The 18,659-nt window shown below is 62.0% G+C and carries 16 protein-coding genes; 12 read left to right on the top strand and 4 right to left on the bottom strand.

Going from position 1 to position 18,659, the window contains the following annotated elements:
- The 3 genes from PMI16_RS05470 to PMI16_RS05455 all read left to right on the top strand — a co-directional run.
- Positions 1 to 699 (top strand): CoA transferase subunit A (locus tag PMI16_RS05470; RefSeq protein ID WP_007877233.1); only part of this gene is annotated, 699 nt, incomplete at its 5' end.
- 12 nt (positions 700 to 711) lie between these two features.
- Positions 712 to 1,362, top strand: coding sequence for a 3-oxoacid CoA-transferase subunit B (locus tag PMI16_RS05465; protein ID WP_007877231.1), 651 nt, complete (start codon positions 712 to 714; stop codon positions 1,360 to 1,362).
- Between the two features lie 405 nt (positions 1,363 to 1,767).
- Positions 1,768 to 2,103, top strand: a complete 336-nt coding sequence (locus tag PMI16_RS05455) for an STAS domain-containing protein (protein WP_007877229.1) — start codon at positions 1,768 to 1,770, stop codon at positions 2,101 to 2,103.
- A 56-nt stretch (positions 2,104 to 2,159) separates the two neighbouring features.
- On the opposite strand, the gene PMI16_RS05450 is transcribed toward PMI16_RS05455, so the two are convergent.
- A complete protein-coding gene (locus PMI16_RS05450) occupies positions 2,160 to 3,134 on the bottom strand; it encodes a pyridoxamine 5'-phosphate oxidase family protein (protein ID WP_007877227.1) in 975 nt (324 codons plus the stop codon).
- Between the two features lie 56 nt (positions 3,135 to 3,190).
- A complete protein-coding gene (locus PMI16_RS05445) occupies positions 3,191 to 3,817 on the bottom strand; it encodes a glutathione S-transferase family protein (RefSeq protein ID WP_007877225.1) in 627 nt (208 codons plus the stop codon).
- Positions 3,818 to 4,032: 215 nt separating this feature from the next.
- On the opposite strand from PMI16_RS05445, the gene PMI16_RS05440 reads away from it, so the two are divergent.
- The 4 genes from PMI16_RS05440 to panE all read left to right on the top strand — a co-directional run bounded on the left by PMI16_RS05440 (position 4,033) and on the right by panE (position 6,998).
- Positions 4,033 to 4,593 (top strand): TetR/AcrR family transcriptional regulator, encoded by a 561-nt coding sequence (locus tag PMI16_RS05440; protein ID WP_007877223.1) that lies wholly within the window; start codon positions 4,033 to 4,035, stop codon positions 4,591 to 4,593.
- Between the two features lie 242 nt (positions 4,594 to 4,835).
- A complete protein-coding gene (locus PMI16_RS05435) occupies positions 4,836 to 5,645 on the top strand; it encodes an SDR family NAD(P)-dependent oxidoreductase (RefSeq protein ID WP_007877221.1) in 810 nt (269 codons plus the stop codon).
- Between the two features lie 25 nt (positions 5,646 to 5,670).
- Positions 5,671 to 6,066 carry a winged helix-turn-helix transcriptional regulator gene (locus PMI16_RS05430; protein ID WP_007877219.1) on the top strand — a complete coding sequence of 132 codons (396 nt, stop codon included), beginning with the start codon at positions 5,671 to 5,673 and terminating at the stop codon, positions 6,064 to 6,066.
- A gap of 2 nt (positions 6,067 to 6,068) precedes the next feature.
- Positions 6,069 to 6,998, top strand: a complete 930-nt coding sequence (gene panE / locus PMI16_RS05425; RefSeq protein WP_007877217.1) for a 2-dehydropantoate 2-reductase — start codon at positions 6,069 to 6,071, stop codon at positions 6,996 to 6,998.
- A 138-nt stretch (positions 6,999 to 7,136) separates the two neighbouring features.
- Here the strand turns inward: panE and PMI16_RS05420 are convergent, their stop codons facing one another.
- On the bottom strand, positions 7,137 to 8,585 hold the full coding sequence (locus PMI16_RS05420; protein ID WP_007877216.1) for an efflux transporter outer membrane subunit: 1,449 nt from the start codon (positions 8,583 to 8,585) through the stop codon (positions 7,137 to 7,139).
- A gap of 226 nt (positions 8,586 to 8,811) precedes the next feature.
- Between PMI16_RS05420 and PMI16_RS05415 the strand changes: the two genes are divergently transcribed.
- Complete coding sequence (locus PMI16_RS05415; RefSeq protein WP_034379317.1) at positions 8,812 to 9,945, top strand: HlyD family secretion protein; 1,134 nt, start codon at positions 8,812 to 8,814, stop codon at positions 9,943 to 9,945.
- 2 nt (positions 9,946 to 9,947) lie between these two features.
- A complete protein-coding gene (locus tag PMI16_RS05410) occupies positions 9,948 to 11,564 on the top strand; it encodes a DHA2 family efflux MFS transporter permease subunit (RefSeq protein WP_007877214.1) in 1,617 nt (538 codons plus the stop codon).
- A gap of 3 nt (positions 11,565 to 11,567) precedes the next feature.
- Here PMI16_RS05410 and PMI16_RS05405 read toward each other — a convergent pair whose 3' ends face one another.
- Positions 11,568 to 12,455 (bottom strand): oxygenase MpaB family protein, encoded by an 888-nt coding sequence (locus PMI16_RS05405; protein ID WP_007877213.1) that lies wholly within the window; start codon positions 12,453 to 12,455, stop codon positions 11,568 to 11,570.
- Between the two features lie 212 nt (positions 12,456 to 12,667).
- Between PMI16_RS05405 and PMI16_RS05400 the strand changes: the two genes are divergently transcribed.
- From PMI16_RS05400 to PMI16_RS05390, 3 genes are read left to right on the top strand one after another with little or no spacing between them, the layout of a single operon-like run.
- On the top strand, positions 12,668 to 15,919 hold the full coding sequence (locus PMI16_RS05400; protein ID WP_007877212.1) for an efflux RND transporter permease subunit: 3,252 nt from the start codon (positions 12,668 to 12,670) through the stop codon (positions 15,917 to 15,919).
- Positions 15,920 to 15,935: 16 nt separating this feature from the next.
- Positions 15,936 to 17,204, top strand: a complete 1,269-nt coding sequence (locus PMI16_RS05395) for an efflux RND transporter periplasmic adaptor subunit (RefSeq protein ID WP_007877204.1) — start codon at positions 15,936 to 15,938, stop codon at positions 17,202 to 17,204.
- Entirely contained in the window at positions 17,204 to 18,652 is a 1,449-nt protein-coding gene (locus tag PMI16_RS05390) for an efflux transporter outer membrane subunit (RefSeq protein ID WP_007877203.1), read from the top strand. The genes PMI16_RS05395 and PMI16_RS05390 overlap by 1 nt, the downstream gene beginning before the upstream one ends.
- Positions 18,653 to 18,659: the final 7 nt, after the last annotated feature.

Genomic DNA, 18,659 nt, shown 5'->3' with positions numbered 1-18,659 from the left:
AAAGTCTATCCCGACGCGTCCAGCGCGTTATCCGACATCGTCAAGGACGGCCAGACGATTGCCGTCGGCGGTTTCGGCCTGTGCGGCATTCCTGAAGCGCTGATCGCGGCCTTGCGCGACTCCGGCGTGCAGAACCTCACGGCGATCTCCAACAATGCCGGCGTCGACGGTTTCGGCCTGGGCCAACTGCTGAGCACGCGCCAGATCAAGAAGATGATCGCCTCCTACGTTGGCGAAAACAAAGAGTTCGAACGCCAATACCTGGCCGGCGAACTGGAACTGGAATTCACCCCGCAAGGCACGCTGGCCGAAAAGCTGCGCGCCGGCGGCGCCGGCATCCCGGCCTTCTTCACCAAGACCGGCGTCGGCACGCTGGTGGCCGAAGGCAAGGAAATCCGCGACTTCGACGGCGCCAAGTACGTCATGGAACGCTCGCTGGTGGCCGATATTTCTCTGGTCAAGGCACAGAAGGCCGACAAGGCCGGTAACCTGGTCTTCAACAAGACCGCGCGCAATTTCAACCCCAACGTCGCCATGGCCGGCAAGATCACCGTGGTCGAAGTCGAAGAACTGGTTGAAGTCGGCCAGCTCGACCCGGACCAGATCCACACCGCCGGCATCTTCGTGCACCGCATCGTGGTCAACGCCACGCCGGAAAAGCGCATCGAACAACGCACGGTTTCTGCTGCGGCGAAATAAGGAGAAATAACCATGGCATGGACCAGAGACGAAATGGCTGCGCGCGCAGCCAAGGAATTGCAGGACGGCTTCTACGTCAACCTCGGCATCGGCTTGCCGACCCTGGTGGCGAATCACGTTCCCAACAACATTGAAGTCTGGCTGCAATCGGAAAACGGCCTGCTCGGCATCGGTCCTTTCCCGACCGAAGACAAGGTCGACGCCGACCTGATCAACGCCGGCAAGCAGACCGTGACGACCATCCCCGGCTCGTCGTTCTTCAGCTCGGCCGATTCCTTCGGCATGATCCGCGGCGGCAAGATCAACATCGCCATCCTGGGCGCGATGCAAGTGTCGCAACAGGGCGACCTGGCCAACTGGATGATTCCGGGAAAGATGGTCAAGGGCATGGGCGGCGCGATGGACCTGGTGGCCGGCGTGGGTCGCGTAGTGGTGCTGATGGAGCATGTCGCCAAGGGCAAGGACGGCAGCATCTCGCAAAAGATCCTGAAGCAATGCAACCTGCCGCTGACCGGCGTGGGCGTGGTCAATCGCATCATCACCGACCTCGGTGTGATCGACGTGACGCCGCAAGGCCTGAAGCTGATCGAGCTGGCGAGCGGCGTGACGAAGGAAGAAGTCATTGCCAATACCGAAGCGGAGCTCGACGTCAGCGCAGTCTGATCAATCGGCGCCAAGCATCAAAGTTTGTTCTGCGTTCTCTTCGGAGAGCGGACGGTACAGGGGTCGAAGCCTGTGCCGTTTTTTATGTCAGTCGAATTACTGTGCGAGTTTTTCGCGTACGTGTTCTTCGTGGAAGACCGTATGCGCAGGCTTGACCAGATCGCTGTATATCATATTGCGATATACATTCTTTGTTCTGAGCAAACGCCTGTCTTCGGTCTGGTATCGCGCAGAACAACGAAGGTTTTCGAGTTAAAACCGGTCATTTTTATAAATGATGGGAAATGAATAGCATATGGATACAAATAAAGGTTGTAAGCAACATTTGGTAACCATTTGAGATTGGGTGGGAGCCGCGGCGAGTTTTATAATGGCCGGCCGAATTGCCTGATACAAAGAAAAATCATGAAAGTCGAAGCGATCCAAAATGACGAAGTTTTGATTGTGCGCGCGATCGGTAGTCTGAATGCCAGCGGTACGGCCGAATTCGCCCGGCAATTGCATGACCGGTGCCATCCCGGTTTGCAGACGATGATTCTGGACTTTTCCGGGCTCGACGAGCTTGGTCCGCCAGGATTGAAGGCCTTGTACATATTAAGCAAGAAAGCCCGGGAACGTAGCGGGCGCCTGGTGGTGGTGGGCTTGCGTCCCCAGGTGCATGAAGTATTCCACAGCAGCGGTTTCGTCGCGCTGTACAAAATCCTCGGCAGCGTCGACGAAGCCCTGGCCGCGGTTCGTTGAACCTGGCGTCGCCGTTGCCTGTTCCATCGTCGACCTGGGTTTAATGTGAACAGGCCTTAATTCCAGCTACCCATCGGCGCCAGGTAGGGCGACGTCTCCGCTTCGCCCCAGCGCAACGGCAGTACGGACTTCACGTGCCGCGCCTGGGCAACGGAAAACTGCAGCAGCCGCTGCGCGCCGGCGAAGGCATCCACTTCGGGGCCGTCCCAGATCACTTTGGCCGTGACCGCGACATACAGCAGGTCGCCGTTGGTGAAATCGACGAACAACAGGCCGGCGCGCGGATGCGTCACCAGGTTGCCGATCGTGTTGAAGAAAAAATTGCCGATGAAGTCCGGCACGGTCAGCGTGTGATTTCCGTCGATTCGCACGAATCCTGGTTTGCCGCCGCGATGCGAGACATCGGTGCCGTGCCGACCGGCCACATGGTCGGCGTTCTCGTCGGCGGCAGTGGCGATGAAGAAAGTATCCGCCTTGCCGATCAATTCCATCATCGCGGGCGTAAGCACCGCGCCGGTCTCTTCGCTTGCCGGCGCGGCAGGATCCATGTCGATCAGTTCGGGTCGGCGCGCCTGGATGTATTTGGGACAATTGCCGAAACTTTCGGTGACGACGATCGAGAATCCCTCGTCGCTCAACTGTTCCACGATGCCGTTGGCGCGATTGCGCCGGCGCGTGTGCGGCTCGATGCCGAGCAGTCCGATTGCCGCGCCGTCGCGCAGATTCGCGTGCAGGGGATCGGATGCATGGGCGCGGGCGCGCACCTCGAGTCGCCGCTCGGTGGGCGACGACACAAAACCGGGCTCGCCCACCATGATGGACGCCCACGGCTGACCGCTCTTGTCGCGGCTGCCGACCAGCATGAACGGCAACTGCTCAAAAAACTGCCGGTGCTGGTCGGGCATGTAATCGCGAATCACGCGCGGGCCGACCGCCGCCATTTTTTCGAGCACGCCGGCGCGTTGCTGGGCAAGCAGTTCGCCCGGATGGAAGGTGACGTCTTGCAGGACGGACTGCTGTGACTCGCTCATGACAAACTCCGGTTCTGATGGTCTGTTATTGCCTGGATGTGAAGATGCGAGACAGTCTATGCCGCAATCGGCGAGGCCTGCATCGGCAAGAAATTGCGCAAACTTTCCACGCGGGCGATCCATGCGCGCAACTGCGGATACGGCGCCAGGCTGACGCCGCCTTCCGGCGCATGCGCGACATAGCTGTAACAAGCGATGTCGGCGATGGTCGGATGCGTGCCGACCAGAAAGCTGCGACCGCCGCCCAGGTGTGTTTCCAGCAGTTGCAGCAGCGTCGCCGCCTTCCGTTTCGCCAGCTCATAATCATGCGGCGCGTTGAACAGCTTCACCAGGCGTGCTTTGCCCGGACCTTCCAGCACCTCGCCCGAAGCCAGCGACAGGAACTGTTGCACTTTGGCGGCATTGGTCGCGTCGTCCGGCAGCCAGCCGCTGTTGCCGTAGCGCTTGGCCAGATACACCAGGATCGCCGTCGAATCGTACAAAGTCACGTCGCCGTCCTCGATCACCGGCACCTGGCCGCGCGGGTTCCTGGCCAGGAAGGCGGCTTCCTTCTGCGCCTGGTTGGGCAAATCGACGTAGATGAACTCATACGGAAGATCGAGCAGGGACAAGAACAACTCGACGCGATGGCTGTGGCCGGACAAGGGAAAACCGTAGAGGCGGATAGGCTGGGCGGATTGCATGTGTATCTCCTGGTGAATGGCAAGGCGAGAAAAATGGATACCGTCGGAACATCTCGGCGTAAAATACAAAAACTGTACCGAACGTTCGGTACAATAAACAATCCCAAGAAGCCTGTCAAATAAATTTATAATCCTTGAAAACAACAGCGAGGCCGCCATGTAGATCGCTACTGGTGCGTATTTCACGCTGTGCCGCCACTTACCGAAGAACACCTATGCCTGCTCCAAGCCTGTCCCGCGAAGAAGTCGCCCAACGCATCCTTGCCGAATTCCGCCGCTCGGGATATCAGGGCGCGACCCTGGCGAGCCTGTCGGAAGCCACCGGCCTGGGCAAGTCCAGCCTCTATCATTACTTCCCCAATGGCAAAACCGACATGGGCACGGCAGCGCTGGAGGCCGTCGGCGTGTGGTTCGGCGAGCATGTGATGCCGACGCTGGCCGAAGATGCCCCGGCCGAAAAGCGTCTGAAGAAATTCAGCGCCGCGCTCAGCGAGTTCTACGCCAAGGGCACCAAGCCTTGTCTGACGGATCTGTTCACCATCGGCGAAGCGGGCGAGTTCTTCCAGCAATACCTGAAGCAGCGCCTTGGCGGGCTGATCAAGGCGCTTGCCGCCGTCGTCGTTGAAACCGGCGTGCCTGCCGAAGAAGCGTCACGTCGCGCGGAAGATGCGATGATCACCATGCACGGTTCGCTGGTGGTCTCGCGTGCCCTCGGCACCACTGCGCCGTTCGTGCGCACCATGCGCAATTTTCCCGGCGTCCTGCTCGGCGAATAGCGGTCTTGCCGGCGGTTTCCGCGCGCCGGCTCTCTCTCATTCTTTCCTTCCACGGCGACAGCTCCATGCCTTGTCGCTGTCGTCTCGTTTCTGTTGCCATCGAACCTCGCCAACCACGAAAGCGCATTAGCTTTTGCCTATCGCCTTGATCGAAACAAAGCGCTTGCTTGACATTTCCCAAGTAACTATTATTATGAAAGTAACTGTCCGAATGGTCGGACGCTACCTTTTCGGAGAACAACATGAGCAATGCAGCAAACAGCGGCACAAAACCCGGCACGGCACTCATCACCGGCGCATCCACCGGTATCGGCGCAACCTATGCAGACCGTCTGGCCCGCCGCGGCTACGACCTGATCCTGGTGGCGCGCGACGCGCAGCGTCTGGAACAAGTGGCGCAACGCCTGCGCAAGGAAACCTCGGTCAAGGTCGAGATCCTGCCGGCCGACCTGGTCAACAAGGCCGACCTGCTGAAAGTCGAACAACGCCTGCGCACCGACGCTTCCGTGACGATGCTGGTCAACAACGCCGGCATGAGCATCGCCGGCGAACTGGCCGACGGCGATATCGATAAATACGACGCCATGATCCAGCTCAACATCACCGCCGTGATGCGCCTGGCCGCCGCCGTCGCACCGGGCTTCATCCAGCGCAAGGGCGGCACGCTGATCAACCTCGCCTCGGTGCTGGCGCTGGCGCCGGAACTGTTCAACGGTGCCTACAGCGGCACCAAGGCGTTCGTGCTGAACCTGACCCAATCGCTGCAAAACGAGCTGGGCAAGCATGGCGTGCGCGTGCAGGCAGTCCTGCCTGGCGCCACCCGCACCGAGATCTGGGAACGTTCGGGCTCCGACATCGACGCTCTGCCCGACGCCATGGTGATGGATGTGGACGATCTGGTCGACGCGGCGCTGGCCGGTCTGGACCTGGGCGAACCGGTCACCATTCCGCCGCTGCCGGACGTTGGCCAATGGGCCGCGCTGACCGCGGCACGTCACGCCATGGGACCGAACCTGTCGCTCAAACATCCCGCAGGCCGCTACACCCGGTAATCGAAAGCCACCGCACCAGGCCCGCATGCGCCGCAAATGTCTCGACGATCAGGATTGCCCCGTTGCCTGCACCATGCAAGTGGTGGGGGAGTGGTGGAGCATCCTGATCGTGCGCGATTGCCTGCGCGGTTTGACCCGCTTCGACCAGTTTCAGAAAAATCTGGCAATATCGCCCAACATGCTGGCGCGTCGATTGCAGACACTGGTCGACGCCGGCTTGCTTGAACGTCGTCAATACCGTCAGCATCCGCCGCGTTATGAGTACCTGTTGACCGAACGCGGTCGCGACTTCCGCGTCGTGATTGCGGCGATGTACGACTGGGGCCTGCGCAACTTCGGCGACCCGGCGCAGCAACTCAGGCAGGGTAGCGCGGACGACTATTTGCAGGACCGGATACGGGAACAAAACGAGGAGACGTGAAGATGCAAACTTTGATAGTGGGCGCCGGTGCAGTCGGCGGATATTTCGGCGGGCGCATGCTGGCGACAGGGCGCGACGTGACGTTCCTGGTGCGCGAGAAACGTGCCGAGCTGCTGGCGAAAAACGGTTTGCGGATCAAAAGCCCGGTCGGGGATCTGACGCTGGAAAATCCACCGACCGTCCTGAAAGAAAACCTGAAGCGGCACTACGACCTGATCATCCTCAGCTGCAAAGCCTACGACCTGGCCGACGCGATCGAATCCTTCGCTGCCGCAGTCGGACCGGACACGGTCATCCTGCCGCTGCTCAACGGCATGCAGCACCTGGACATCCTGTCGCAACGTTTCGGCGCGGAAAAAATCCTCGGCGGCCAATGCGTCATCGCCAGCACCATCGACGCCGACGGCGCCATCAAGCATCTGAATACTTTCCATGGCATGACCTTCGGCGAACGCGACGGCACATCGTCGTCGCGCCTCGCACAGATCGAGAAGGAAATCGCCGGCGCCGGTTTCGACGTCAACGTCAGTCCCGCCATCCTGCAGTCGATGTGGGAAAAATGGATCATGCTGGCATCGCTGGCCGGCAGCACCAGCCTGATGCGTTCCAGCGTCGGCGATATTTTGCAGGCGCCGGGCGGCGAGCAATTCATCACCGCCTTGCTGGAGGAAAATGCCGCCATCGCCGCCGCCAACGATCATGCGCCGGGCGGTCCTTTCTACGATCGCACGCGCAAGATGCTGACCGAAGCCGGCTCGACGCTGACCGCCTCCATGTTCCGCGACATCAGCAACAACGCGCGCATCGAAGCCGATCACATCATCGGCGATCTGTTGCGTCGCGGCCGCGAAGCCGGGACCAAGACGGATCTTTTGCAAGTCGTCTATACCCATCTCAAAACTTACGAAGCCCGTAATCAACGCGCGAGCTGAGAGGTCGATCACGCTTCTGATTTTTTCCGTCGTCCCAGCGGACGCTGGGACCCAGTGTCGTAAGGACCGTCGATACGACACTGGATCCTGACTTTCGTCAGGACGACAGCAGCACGGCTTTACGCATTTCCCTGCGCATTACCAGCCGCCGCCCAGCGAGCGGAAGGTCGTCACCGCGGCACGCGCATCGTCGGCGCGCACCTGCGCCAGCTGATCGCGTGCATGCAGCAGCAGGCGATCCTCCTCCAATACTTCCGTCAGGCTCAATGCACCACCCTGATAAGCGTCTTGCGCGGCGCCGCGTGCGCGTTGGCGGGCGGCGACTTCATCGTTCAGTTCGACGCTTTGTCTTTCCAGCTGCACCAGCGTGACGATGGAATTTTCCACGTCTTCGGTGGCGCGCAGGATAGCTTGCCGGTAACGCGCCAGCGCCTCCTGGTTGGCGCCCCTGGCGCGCGCGACTTCGGCATCGATGCGGCCGAAGTCGAACAGGCGCCAGCGCAGACCCAGTGCCGCCTGCGGTTGGAAGCTGTTGGCGGTGAACAATCCGCTTGCGCCCAGACTTTCAAATCCCAGCAAGGACGACAGCGACAGTTTGGGGTAATACTCCGCCATCGCCACGCCGATGCGCGCATTGGAAGCGGCAAGACGCCGTTCCGCCGCCAGCACGTCGGGACGGCGACGCAACAACGCAGCGCTACCGTCGGCGACGATGATGGCCGGGACTGTTGCAACGGTCGATGTATCGTCGCTCAATTCCTTGGCATAGGTCCCCGGTACGGCGCCCATCAGGACATCGAGCCGGTTCAGTTGCCGTTCCAGTTCGATCCGCAGCGGCGGAATACCCGAGCGCGCCTGCGACAGTTGCGCTTCGGCCAGCGCGCTCTCACGCTGGCTCGACATGCCGTCGCGCAACCTCAGGCGCACCAGGTCGAGCAGTTGGCTGGTGGTCTGCACCTGATCTTCGGCGATGCGCAGACGGGATTGCGCGCTGCGAATACGGAAGTAGGCGTCCGCTGCTTCGGCGACGATCGAGATGCGCACGCCCATGTGATCGGCCTCGGCGGCGTCGCGTTCCGCATCGGCGGCTTCGGCGCCGCGCTTCAGCGACCCTGCCAGATCCAGTTCCCAACTGGCGCCGACGCCGACGTCATACAAGGTCTGGGTGCGTTCATAACCGGGGAAGCTGCTGGCAATCTTGCCGAGCGGGCTGTTGAGCGATTGCCTGGTGCGCGCCGCCTGGCTTTCCAGGCCGACTTGCGGACGACGCTGCGCGCCGGCTTCCTGCGCTGCGGCACGCGCCTGCTCGACGCGGGCGACCGAGGCGGCGAGGTCGAGGTTTTGCTCGATCGCGCGCTGCACGACCCGGCTCAGTACCGGATCGTTGAAACCTTTCCACCATTCATCCAGTTGCGGCATCGACGCAACAGCGTTGCGTTGCTCCAGCAGGCTTGCATTGTGGAACGCGCCGCCGGTCACCGCCGGCGCCTGGTAATCGGGGCCGCTGGCGCAGCCCGTCAGAAATACGCCGACCGCCAGCGCCACCGCGCTCAGGCTTGCCGATCCCATCAGTTTGTTGCCGTCCATCGCTGACTCCCTTGGAAAAAACCATCTTTTAAAAAGTTACTTGCAAAATGATAGTCTCTAGTTTAATCTAACTATCAAAATGAAAGCAACTAGCCGTCTGAAATATTTTTTCGAGTCGCAACACGTTGCCGGCAAAGGCTTTCAAGGACTCAAGATTTGCAGGACCAACGGCATTTTTCATAACCGGCCCCGCGCGGGCTTATCGATAGAAAGACTGGGGTACAACATGAGCAATCCAACAATCGTTGCGACGGCGAACGACATCGGGCAGTCAGCCACCGCAAAAAAGAATGGCAAAAACGGCGCGGTGAAAATCCTCGTGGCGATCGTCGTGATCGCCGCGGTCGTCGGTTATCTGATTTACTGGTTCGCCGAAGGCCGCTACTGGGAGCACACCGACGATGCCTATGTCGGCGGCGACATCACCGTGATTGCGCCCAAGGTGTCGGGAAACATCGCGCAAGTGCTGGTGACCGACAACCAGCGCGTCAAAGCCGGCGACTTGCTGATCAAACTGGATGACCGCGACTACGTTGCGGTATTGAACAAACTGAAAGCCGCCGTGCAGGCGCAGGAAGCGACGCTGGCCAACATCGACGCCGAGCGCCGTTTGCAGGAAGCCGTGATCGAGCAAAACAAGGCCGGCGTCGCCGCCGCCGGCGCCGAAACTTCGCGCGCGCATGACGACCAGACGCGCTACCAGAGCCTGTCGTCGAAGGCGGCGGTATCGGTGCAGAGCTTCCAGAAAGCAGACGCCGACTATAAGCAGGCAGTCGCCAACGGTCAGAAGGCGCAAGCCGGCCTGAACGCCGCGCAGCGTCAACTCGACGTGCTCGCCACGCAAAAGCAAAAAGCGCAGGCGGCATTGCAACAAGCCATCGCCGAACGCAATCTGGCCGAACTGAATGTCGCCTATACCGAATTGCGCGCACCGGTTGACGGCGTGGTCGGTAACCGCCGCGCACGTCTCGGCGCGTATGCCGCTACCGGCGCCCAACTGTTGTCGGTGGTGCCGGCGCAAGGCTTGTGGGTCGACGCCAATTTCAAGGAAAGCCAGATCGCCCGTTTTCAGACCGGCATGGCGGTCAAGATCAAGGCAGACGTATTGCCCGGTGAGACTTTCGAAGGTCATGTTGCCAGCATTGCACCGGCAACCGGCGCGCAATTCAGCATCCTGCCTGCGGAAAACGCCACCGGTAATTTCACCAAGATCGTCCAGCGTGTGCCGGTACGGATTCTGCTCGACGGTGAAGCGGCGCGGCTTGGAAAATTGCGGCCCGGTCTGTCGGTGACGGCGGAAGTCGACGAGCGCATGCCGGCCTCCGGCGCCAACAACGCCAATAACGTCAAACGGAGCTGAGCATGAGTGCCGTCGCCAGTACCACCATGGCACCGCCGACACCGTCGCCAATGCCACAATCTTCGCCTGCTGAACTCACGCAAAAGGCCAAGATCCTCGCCTTCGCCACCATGTGCGTCGGCATGTTCATCGCCCTGATCGATATCCAGATCGTGTCGGCTTCGCTGGCCGACATCGGCGGCGGCTTGTCGGCCGGCGCCGATGAAACCGCCTGGGTGCAGACCAGCTACCTGATCGCCGAGATCATCGTCATTCCCTTGTCCGGCTGGCTGGCGCGCGTGATGTCGACGCGCTGGCTGTTCAGCGCCTCGGCGGTCGGCTTCACCGTCGCCAGCATGTTGTGCGGCATGGCCTGGGACATCAACAGCATGATCTTCTTCCGCGCGCTGCAGGGTTTCCTCGGCGGCTCGATGATTCCGATGGTGTTCACTTCGGCGTTCTTTTATTTTTCCGGCCATCAGCGCGTGATTGCCGCGGCAACCGTCGGCGCGCTGTCGTCGCTGGCGCCGACCCTGGGGCCTACCGTCGGCGGCTGGATCACCAGCAATTATTCGTGGCACTGGCTGTTCTTCATCAACCTCGTGCCGGGGATTTTCGTCGCGGTGGTGGTGCCGATGCTGGTGCGCATCGACAAGCCCAATCTGTCGCTGCTCAAGGGCGCCGACTATCTCGGCATGATCCTGCTGGCGGCCAGTCTCGGTTGCCTGGAGTATTCGCTGGAAGAAGGTCCGCGGCTGGGCTGGATGGGCGACGACGTGATCCGCACCACGGTCTGGATCGCCATCGTCGCCGGCATCGGATTCATCTGGCGCAGCCTGGCGTATGAAAATCCGGTGGTCGATCTGCGCGCGCTCAAGGACCGCAACTTTGCGCTCGGCTGCTTCTTCTCGTTCGTCACCGGCATCGGCATCTTCGCCACGGTGTATCTGACGCCGGTATTCCTGGCGCACGTGCGCGGCTTCAGTGCGCTCGACATCGGCCTGGCGATTTTCGCGACCGGCCTGTTCCAGATCTGCGCGATTCCGTTCTATACCTATCTGGGACGGCGCGTCGATCTGCGCTGGCTGATGATGTTCGGGATGGCCTGCTTCGCACTGAGCATGTGGAACTTCACGCCGATCACGCACGACTGGGGTTGGCGCGAGCTGATGTTGCCGCAAGCGCTGCGCGGGTTTGCACAGCAGTTCGCGGTGGCGCCGGTGGTGACGCTGACGCTGGGTGCGCTCAAGCCGGAGCGGCTGAAGCAGGCTTCGGGTTTGTTCAACCTCATGCGCAATCTGGGCGGCGCGATCGGCATCGCCGTGTGCGGCACCATCCTCAACGACCGCACCAACCTGCACTTCCTGCGTCTGGCGGAACATCTCAACAGCGCCAACGAATCCATGAACAATCTGGTGCAAAACACCGGCGCCAACATGCTGGCATGGGGACTCGATGGCGGCAGCGCGTCGACCGGCGCCTTGCAGCAGTTGTGGCGACTGACCATGCGCGAAGCGCAGACCCAGACTTTTGCCGATGCCTTCCTGGCGGTGATGGTGTGTTTTCTGGTGGCGATTGTGCTGATTCCATTCATGCACAAAGTGGCGCCACCTAAAGCGCCATCAGCCGACGCTCATTAAGTTTCACATCGGCTCTGTCGGCGCCATGCGCTGGCGGGCCAGCTGGGCGGAGCTTTGCCGGACCGCCCAGCGTATCGGCTTCGCCGCCACCGCGACGGCCCGTTGCAACATGACCTGCTGCAACGGGCTTAAGGGTTTCACGCCGAGTTGCAGCTTGGCCCAGTCCGGCAGCAGGTCAACGCCGGCACGCATCATCAGCCGTGTCCACGGCACCGCCAGCGCGTTCGGCGCCGGTGCGTTCATCACCAGTTCCAGGGTTTTCAGCGTGCGTTCGTCGCAATGCAGTTGCGGGCGCATCTTCTCTATATAGTCATCCATGTCCGCCAGAGTGCGCGGCACATTTCTTGCTCCGAGTTGTTCCGCGATCAGGGCGATTTCGTCGAGGTAGCGGTTCTGCTGCGCCATGCCCAGTTGCGGATTGCGATGGCGCAGATATGCGCGCAGGAAATTCGACACCTCCGCCACATGCACCCAGGTCAGCAAATCCGGATCGTCCGCCGAATAAGCGCGGCCATCCGGCGCGACGCCGCGCACGCCATGATGGATACGGCGCACCAGGGCGATCAGTTTCTCTGCATCCTGGCGACTGCCATAGGTCGTTCCTGCGATAAACTGCGCGGTGCGCCGCAAGCGGCCAAGCATGTCTTGCTGAAATGTGGAATGATCCCACACGCCGGCCAGCGCCAATGGATGCAGCATCTGCATCAGCAGCGCGCCGACGCCGCCGATCAGCATCGCGGTGAAGTCGCCGTGCACCAGCCAGGCGGCGGAATCGGGGCCGAACAGGCCGGGATCGCCCGGCGGAGAGCGAAAATCAGGGCTGCCGGGAGGGCGGCTGATGCTGATGACGCTGGTTTCGATGCGGGAGCGTAATGTTTCGATGACTTCCATGGCTTTCGTGGCTTTGACGGCGGAGCGGTGAAACGAGACAGTGAAATGGTAAGGCTTTTGTCGGTTGGACGCAGAAAGACGGCAAAAGCGGGATGAAAAGAACAAAAAGAGCAAGAAAAGAATAAGAACGGAAGGAAAAGGCGCAAGGACAGTAGCTTTACGGCAAATTATTCTGAGTATAATAAAAGTCTCATTTCAGGGAACCAAAGTTCATGTCAATGGTCGAGTTGGCGCTGCGTCGCCCGTACACCTTTATTGTGATGGCGATGCTGATCGTGCTGTCCACGCCGCTGGTCCTCATGAAAATGGCGACGGACATCTTCCCGGAAATCAATATTCCGGTGATCAGCATCATCTGGAACTACAACGGCCTGTCCGCGCAGGAAATGGGGCAGCGCATCGCATCCCAGAACGAGCGCGGCCTGACCACCGTGGTCAGCGACATCGAACACATCGAATCGCAATCGCTGGCCGGCGTCGCCGTGATCAAGGTGTTCTTCCAGCCCAACGCCAACATCCAGAACGCGATCGCCCAGGTGGTCGCCTCGGTGCAATCGCAGCTGCGCCAACTGCCGCCCGGCATCACGCCGCCGCTGGTGATCAAGTATTCCGCGTCCAGCATCCCGGTCATGCAACTGGCGCTGTCGAGCCCGACCTTGCCCGAGCAACAGCTGTTCGACGCCGCCGTCAACACGCTGCGCCCACAACTCATCACGATTCCCGGCGTCGCCGTGCCTTTTCCTTACGGCGGTAAAACACGCCTGATCTCGGTCGATCTGGATACCCAGGCGCTGCAGGCGCGCGGCCTGTCGCCGGTCGACGTCGTCAACGCGGTCAATACGCAAAACCTGATCCTGCCGTCGGGCACCGCCAAGTTCGGCGCCACCGAATACACCATCAAGATGAACGGTTCGCCGGAAGCGGTCGCCGGTCTCAATGACTTGCCGGTGCGCACCGCCGCCAACGGCGCAACGACTTACCTGCGCGACGTCGCCTACGTGCGCGACGGTTTCTCGCCCCAGACCAACGTGGTGCGCCAGGATGGCGTGCGCGGCGTGCTGCTGTCGGTGCTGAAAAACGGCGGCGCGTCCACGCTGGACATCGTCAACAACCTGCGCGCGTTGCTGCCCCAGGCGCAGCAAACCATGCCGGCCGACGTCAAGATCACGCCGCTGTTCGACCAGTCGCTGTTCGTGAAAGCGGCGGTCAAAGGCGTGGTCGCCGAAGCGCTGATCGCTGCCGGCCTGACCGCGGCGATGGTGCTGCTGTTCCTCGGCAACTGGCGCAGCACGCTGATCATCGCGGTGACGATCCCCTTGTCGATCCTGGCGTCGATCCTGGTGCTCTACATGCTGGGCGAGACGCTCAACCTGATGACGCTGGGGGGGCTGGCGCTCTCGGTCGGCATCCTGGTCGACCAGGCCATCGTGACGATCGAGAACATCGAGCGGCACATGCACATGGGCAAGCCCTTGCACGACGCCATCATCGTCGGCGCCGGCGAAATTGGCGTGCCGGCTTTCGTCTCGACCGTGTGCATCTGTATCGTGTTCGTGCCGATGTTCTTCCTGTCGGGCGTGGCGCGCTTCCTGTTCGTGCCGCTGGCCGAAGCCGTGGTGTTCGCGATGGCGGCGTCTTATATCCTGTCGCGTACGCTGGTGCCGACGCTGGTGATGCTGTTGATGAACAATGCGCACGGCGCCGAGGGGGGAAGCAGCGGCGGCAAGCCGAGCCTGTTGCAACGCTTGTACCGCGGTTTCGATGCGCGCTTCGAACGCGTGCGCCGCGCTTACACCTTGGTGCTGTCCTCGTTGCTGGCGCATCGCCGTCGTTTCGCGCTGGCCTTCCTCGGTTTCTGCGTGCTGTCCTGCCTGCTGTATCCCTTCCTCGGCCGCGACTTCTTCCCGAACGTCGACGGCGGCCAGATCCGCCTGCACATGCGCGCGCCGACCGGCACGCGCATTGAAGAGACCGCGCGCATCGCCGATCAGGTGGAGTCCGCCATCCGCGAAATGATCCCGGCCAGCGAACTGGAAACCGTACTCGACAACATCGGCGTGCCCAACAGCGGCATCAATCTGTCGTACAGCAACGCCGGCACCATCGGCACGCTCGACGGTGAAATCCTGATGTCGCTGCATGAAGGACACCGTCCGACCGAGCAACTGGTCAGCATGCTGCGCGCCGAATTGCCCAAGCGCTTCCCCGGCATCGAGTTCTTCTTCCAGCCGGCCGACATCGTCACGCAGATTCTGAACTTCGGTCTGCCGGCGGCGATCGATGTGCAGTTTACCGGACAGAACCTGGAAAAGAACGCCGAGCTGGCCGCCGAACTGACCAGGAAAATTCGCCAGATCCCAGGCGCGGTCGACGCCCACGTGCATCAACGCCTGGACGGTCCGGCGCTGGACATGCAGATGGATCGCACCCGTCTGCAGCAGTTCGGCCTGTCCGCCGCCAACGTCGGCCAGAACGTGCTGATCGCCTTGTCGGGCAGCTCGCAGACGACGCCGGCCTTCTGGCTCAATCCGCAAAACGGCGTGGTCTATAACGTCGCCGTGCAGTCGCCGCAATATCGCGTCGATTCGCTCGACGCGTTGTTGAACATTCCTGTCGGTGCCGGCGGTGCGGCCACGGCAAGCGGAGCTCCGAGCAACACGCAATTGCTGGGCAATCTGGTGGACGTCAGACAAGGCCGCCAGATCGCGATCTCGTCGCGCTACAACATCCTGCCGGCGGTCGACGTGTTCGTCAGCGTGCAGGGCACCGATCTCGCCACCGTTGCCGGCAAGGTCAGCAAGCTGGTCGAGGAAATGAAGCCCAGGCTGCCGCGCGGCAGCCAGATTGCGATCCGCGGTCAGGTGCAGACCATGCAGGCATCGTTCATCGGCCTGGGCGTCGGCCTGGCGATGGCGATCGTGCTGGTCTACCTGCTGGTGGTGGTCAACTTCCAGTCGTGGATCGACGCGGCGATCATTATTGCCGCCTTGCCCGCGGCGCTGGCGGGGATTGCCTGGATGCTGTTCATCACCGGCACCACGCTCTCGGTGCCGGCCTTGACGGGAGCCATCATGACCATGGGGGTGGCGACCGCCAACAGTATCCTGATCGTGTCGTTCGCGCGCCAGCGCAAGGATGAAGGCGCCACGCCGCTGGCGGCGGCGCTGGAGTCGGGCGCCACGCGTATCCGTCCGGTGCTGATGACGGCGCTGGCGATGATCATCGGCATGATCCCGATGGCGCTCGGTCTGGGCGAAGGCGCAGAACAAAACGCGCCGCTCGGCCGTGCCGTGATCGGCGGCCTGATCTTTGCCACCGTGTCGACTTTATTTTTCGTTCCCGTCGTTTTCGCCGGCGTTCATCAACGACTGGCGCGCCGCAAAGAAGCGCGCCGGCATCACGGGCACGGGCCTGCCGATAGCAGTGATACGCCACCCCAGCCCCCTCAGCCCCAGCAGCCGTAACAGGAGATAGGAAGCAATGTCGCAAGAACGTCATTCTCAACTCGGCATCCATCCCGTGGATCCGGATGCCTCCGGAGAGCTGCTGAAACGTCAGCAGATCGTACGCCGCACCAAGATCGTCATGGTCGTGGTGCTGCTGCTGCTCGCCGCTGGCGCCGCCCGCACCGTCATCAGCCGCGTCTTCAATGCGCGCGAGCTGGAAGCCGGCACCGTCGAACGCGCCAGGCAATACGTCAAGACCGCCATCGCCAAAAGCAGCGACGCAGGCCAGACGCTGTCATTGCCCGGTACGCTGCAAGGTTATGTGCAGTCGCCGATTTCGGCGCGTGCCGGCGGTTACCTGAAGCGCTGGCACAAGGACATCGGCAGTCGCGTCGAAAAGGGCGAGTTGCTGGCCGAACTCGATACGCCGGAAATCGATCAGCAATTGTCGCAAGCCATCGCCGCGCGCCAGCAGGCCGCTTCCAGCCTGGAACTGGCCAAGAGCACCGTGGACCGCTGGGAGGCATTGCGCAAGAAAGACGCCGTCTCGCAACAGGAACTCGACGAGCGTCGCAGCGGCTATTCGCAAGCGCGTTCCAATCTGGCCGCCGCCGATGCCAACGTCGAACGCCTGCGCCAGGTGGAAGGCTTCAAGCGCATCGTCGCGCCGTTCGCCGGCGTGATCACGCGCCGCAACGTCGACGTCGGCGACCTGATCGATCCGGGCGCCGGCGGCGGCGTCGGACGCGCCCTGTTCACGCTGGCGCAGACCGATCCGCTGCGCGTCTACATCAACGTGCCGCAGTCTTACGCCAACCTGATCAAGCAGGGCCAGAAGGTCGTGGTGACGCAATCCGAACTGCGCGGCCAGCGCTTCGACGGCAAAGTGGTGCGCACCGCCGCTTCCATCGATACCGCCACGCGCACCATGCAGGTGGAAGTGTCGTTGCCGAACGCCGATGGCGTCTTGTTGCCGGGCGCCTTCGTCCAGGTCGCCTTGCCGCTGAAACCGAGCGGCGCGCTGGTGGTGTCCACCGATACCTTGATCTTCCGTCGTGACGGTACCCTGGTCGCTGCAGTCGATGACAAGAACCGCGTGCATCTGAAGCGCGTGCAGCTCGGCCGCAACTACGGCCAGACCGTGGAAGTGCTCGACGGCATTACCGGTGCCGAACGCCTGATCCTCAATCCGTCCGACTCGGTGGCGGAAGGCGATGAAGTCGCCTTGGCGCCGGAAACCAAGCCTGCCGCGAATCCGGCAACCAAGGCGGACGGCAAACCAGCTGAACAAGGCAAGTCGTGATGAAGCTGCGCCTGAATCCGATTGCTGTGGCTGCCTCTGCCATTGTGCTGAGCGCCGTTCTGGCGGGTTGCGCGGCCGGTCCCGACTATCGCAAGCCCGAGGTCGACATGCCGGTGACCTGGCAGCTCGACGCGCCGTGGCGGCAAAGCACGCCCAGCGACACGCAAGTCAAGGGCGCGTGGTGGGAACGTTTTGGCGACGCCAAATTGAACGCCTTGCAGCAACAGGCGCTGGACGGCAACCAGACGCTGGCGGTTGCCGCTGCGCGTCTGACGCAGGCGCGAGCAACGGCCAATTCCGTCTCGGCCGGCATGTATCCGCAAGTGAGTGCCGGTGTGCGCGCTTCGCGCCTGCGCATCTCCGGCAACCGTCCGCTGACCAACTACAACGCGGCGAACTTCGCAACGGTGCAGAACGATTTTGCGTTGGGCGTCAACGTCAGCTACGAAGTCGATTTGTTTGGCCGCGTGCAGCGCAGCGTCGAAGGCGCGCGCGCCTCGGCCGAGCAAGCCGTCGCCGATCTGGAAAACACGCGCCTGCTGCTGAGCGCCGATCTGGCGAGCAACTACTTCAACCTGCGCGAGCTGGATGTCGAACTCGACGTGCTGTCGCGTTCCATCGAGCTGCAACGCAAGGCGCTGGAACTGGCGACTTCGCGCCATGACCTCGGTGCGACATCGGGCCTGGACGTCGCCCAGCAACAAGCTTTGCTGGACACCACGTTGACGCAAGTCGACGTCTTGCGCAAGGCGCGCGCGCAATATGAGCATGCCATCGCCACGCTGACCGGCACGCCGGCGCCGAACTTCTCATTGCCGCCTGCACTGGCGCCAATGACGCCGCCGGCGGTGCCGATCGGCATGCCGTCCGACCTGCTGGAACGCCGTCCCGACATTGCTTCCGCCGAACGCGCCATGGCTGCCTCCAATGCGCAGATCGGTGTCGCGCGCGCGGCGTTTTTCCCGAGCGTCATTCTGGCGCCGTCGTATGGCGTCGACAGCCGCGCGATCGAGACCTTGTTCAATGCGCCGAGCGTGCTGTGGTCGCTGGGCGTTTCGGCAACGCAGACTTTGTTTGATGGCGGCCGCATCAGCGCCAACGTCGATTTCGCCAAAGGAGGTTATGACGTCGCCGTGGCGAATTACCGCCGGGTCGTGCTGACCGCGATGCAGGAAGTCGAAGACGGCATTACCGGCGTCTCGGCGCTGGACCGTGCGTATGCGCAGGCACAGGCCGCGATTGTTTCAGCACGTCGCGTGCTCGACATTGCCAACAGCCGTTATGAAGGCGGCGTGGCGACCTATCTCGACGTGATCACCGCGCAGCAGTCGTTGCTCAACAGCGAACGCCAGGCGGCGCAGCTGATGGGGCAGCGCATGCTGACGTCGGTGTTCCTGATCAAGGCCTTGGGCGGCGACTGGTCCGAGGAAAAAGTGGCGCAAAAATGAGTTGACG

This window comes from Herbaspirillum sp. CF444 (genome assembly GCF_000282135.1).
GTDB lineage: Bacteria > Pseudomonadota > Gammaproteobacteria > Burkholderiales > Burkholderiaceae_D > Herbaspirillum.
This window is presented reverse-complemented; position numbering and strand designations above follow the sequence as displayed.

Excerpts from the sequence above, each read along its gene's own strand:
- PMI16_RS05465 (WP_007877231.1), top strand. The coding sequence starts at position 712 with ATGGCATGGACCAGAGACGAAATGGCTGCGCGCGCAGCCAAGGAATTG.
- PMI16_RS05455 (WP_007877229.1), top strand. The coding sequence starts at position 1,768 with ATGAAAGTCGAAGCGATCCAAAATGACGAAGTTTTGATTGTGCGCGCG.
- PMI16_RS05450 (WP_007877227.1), bottom strand. The coding sequence starts at position 3,134 with ATGAGCGAGTCACAGCAGTCCGTCCTGCAAGACGTCACCTTCCATCCG.
- PMI16_RS05445 (WP_007877225.1), bottom strand. The coding sequence starts at position 3,817 with ATGCAATCCGCCCAGCCTATCCGCCTCTACGGTTTTCCCTTGTCCGGC.
- PMI16_RS05440 (WP_007877223.1), top strand. The coding sequence starts at position 4,033 with ATGCCTGCTCCAAGCCTGTCCCGCGAAGAAGTCGCCCAACGCATCCTT.
- PMI16_RS05435 (WP_007877221.1), top strand. The coding sequence starts at position 4,836 with ATGAGCAATGCAGCAAACAGCGGCACAAAACCCGGCACGGCACTCATC.
- PMI16_RS05430 (WP_007877219.1), top strand. The coding sequence starts at position 5,671 with ATGCGCCGCAAATGTCTCGACGATCAGGATTGCCCCGTTGCCTGCACC.
- panE (WP_007877217.1), top strand. The coding sequence starts at position 6,069 with ATGCAAACTTTGATAGTGGGCGCCGGTGCAGTCGGCGGATATTTCGGC.
- PMI16_RS05420 (WP_007877216.1), bottom strand. The coding sequence starts at position 8,585 with ATGGACGGCAACAAACTGATGGGATCGGCAAGCCTGAGCGCGGTGGCG.
- PMI16_RS05415 (WP_034379317.1), top strand. The coding sequence starts at position 8,812 with ATGAGCAATCCAACAATCGTTGCGACGGCGAACGACATCGGGCAGTCA.
- PMI16_RS05410 (WP_007877214.1), top strand. The coding sequence starts at position 9,948 with ATGAGTGCCGTCGCCAGTACCACCATGGCACCGCCGACACCGTCGCCA.
- PMI16_RS05405 (WP_007877213.1), bottom strand. The coding sequence starts at position 12,455 with ATGGAAGTCATCGAAACATTACGCTCCCGCATCGAAACCAGCGTCATC.
- PMI16_RS05400 (WP_007877212.1), top strand. The coding sequence starts at position 12,668 with ATGTCAATGGTCGAGTTGGCGCTGCGTCGCCCGTACACCTTTATTGTG.
- PMI16_RS05395 (WP_007877204.1), top strand. The coding sequence starts at position 15,936 with ATGTCGCAAGAACGTCATTCTCAACTCGGCATCCATCCCGTGGATCCG.
- PMI16_RS05390 (WP_007877203.1), top strand. The coding sequence starts at position 17,204 with ATGAAGCTGCGCCTGAATCCGATTGCTGTGGCTGCCTCTGCCATTGTG.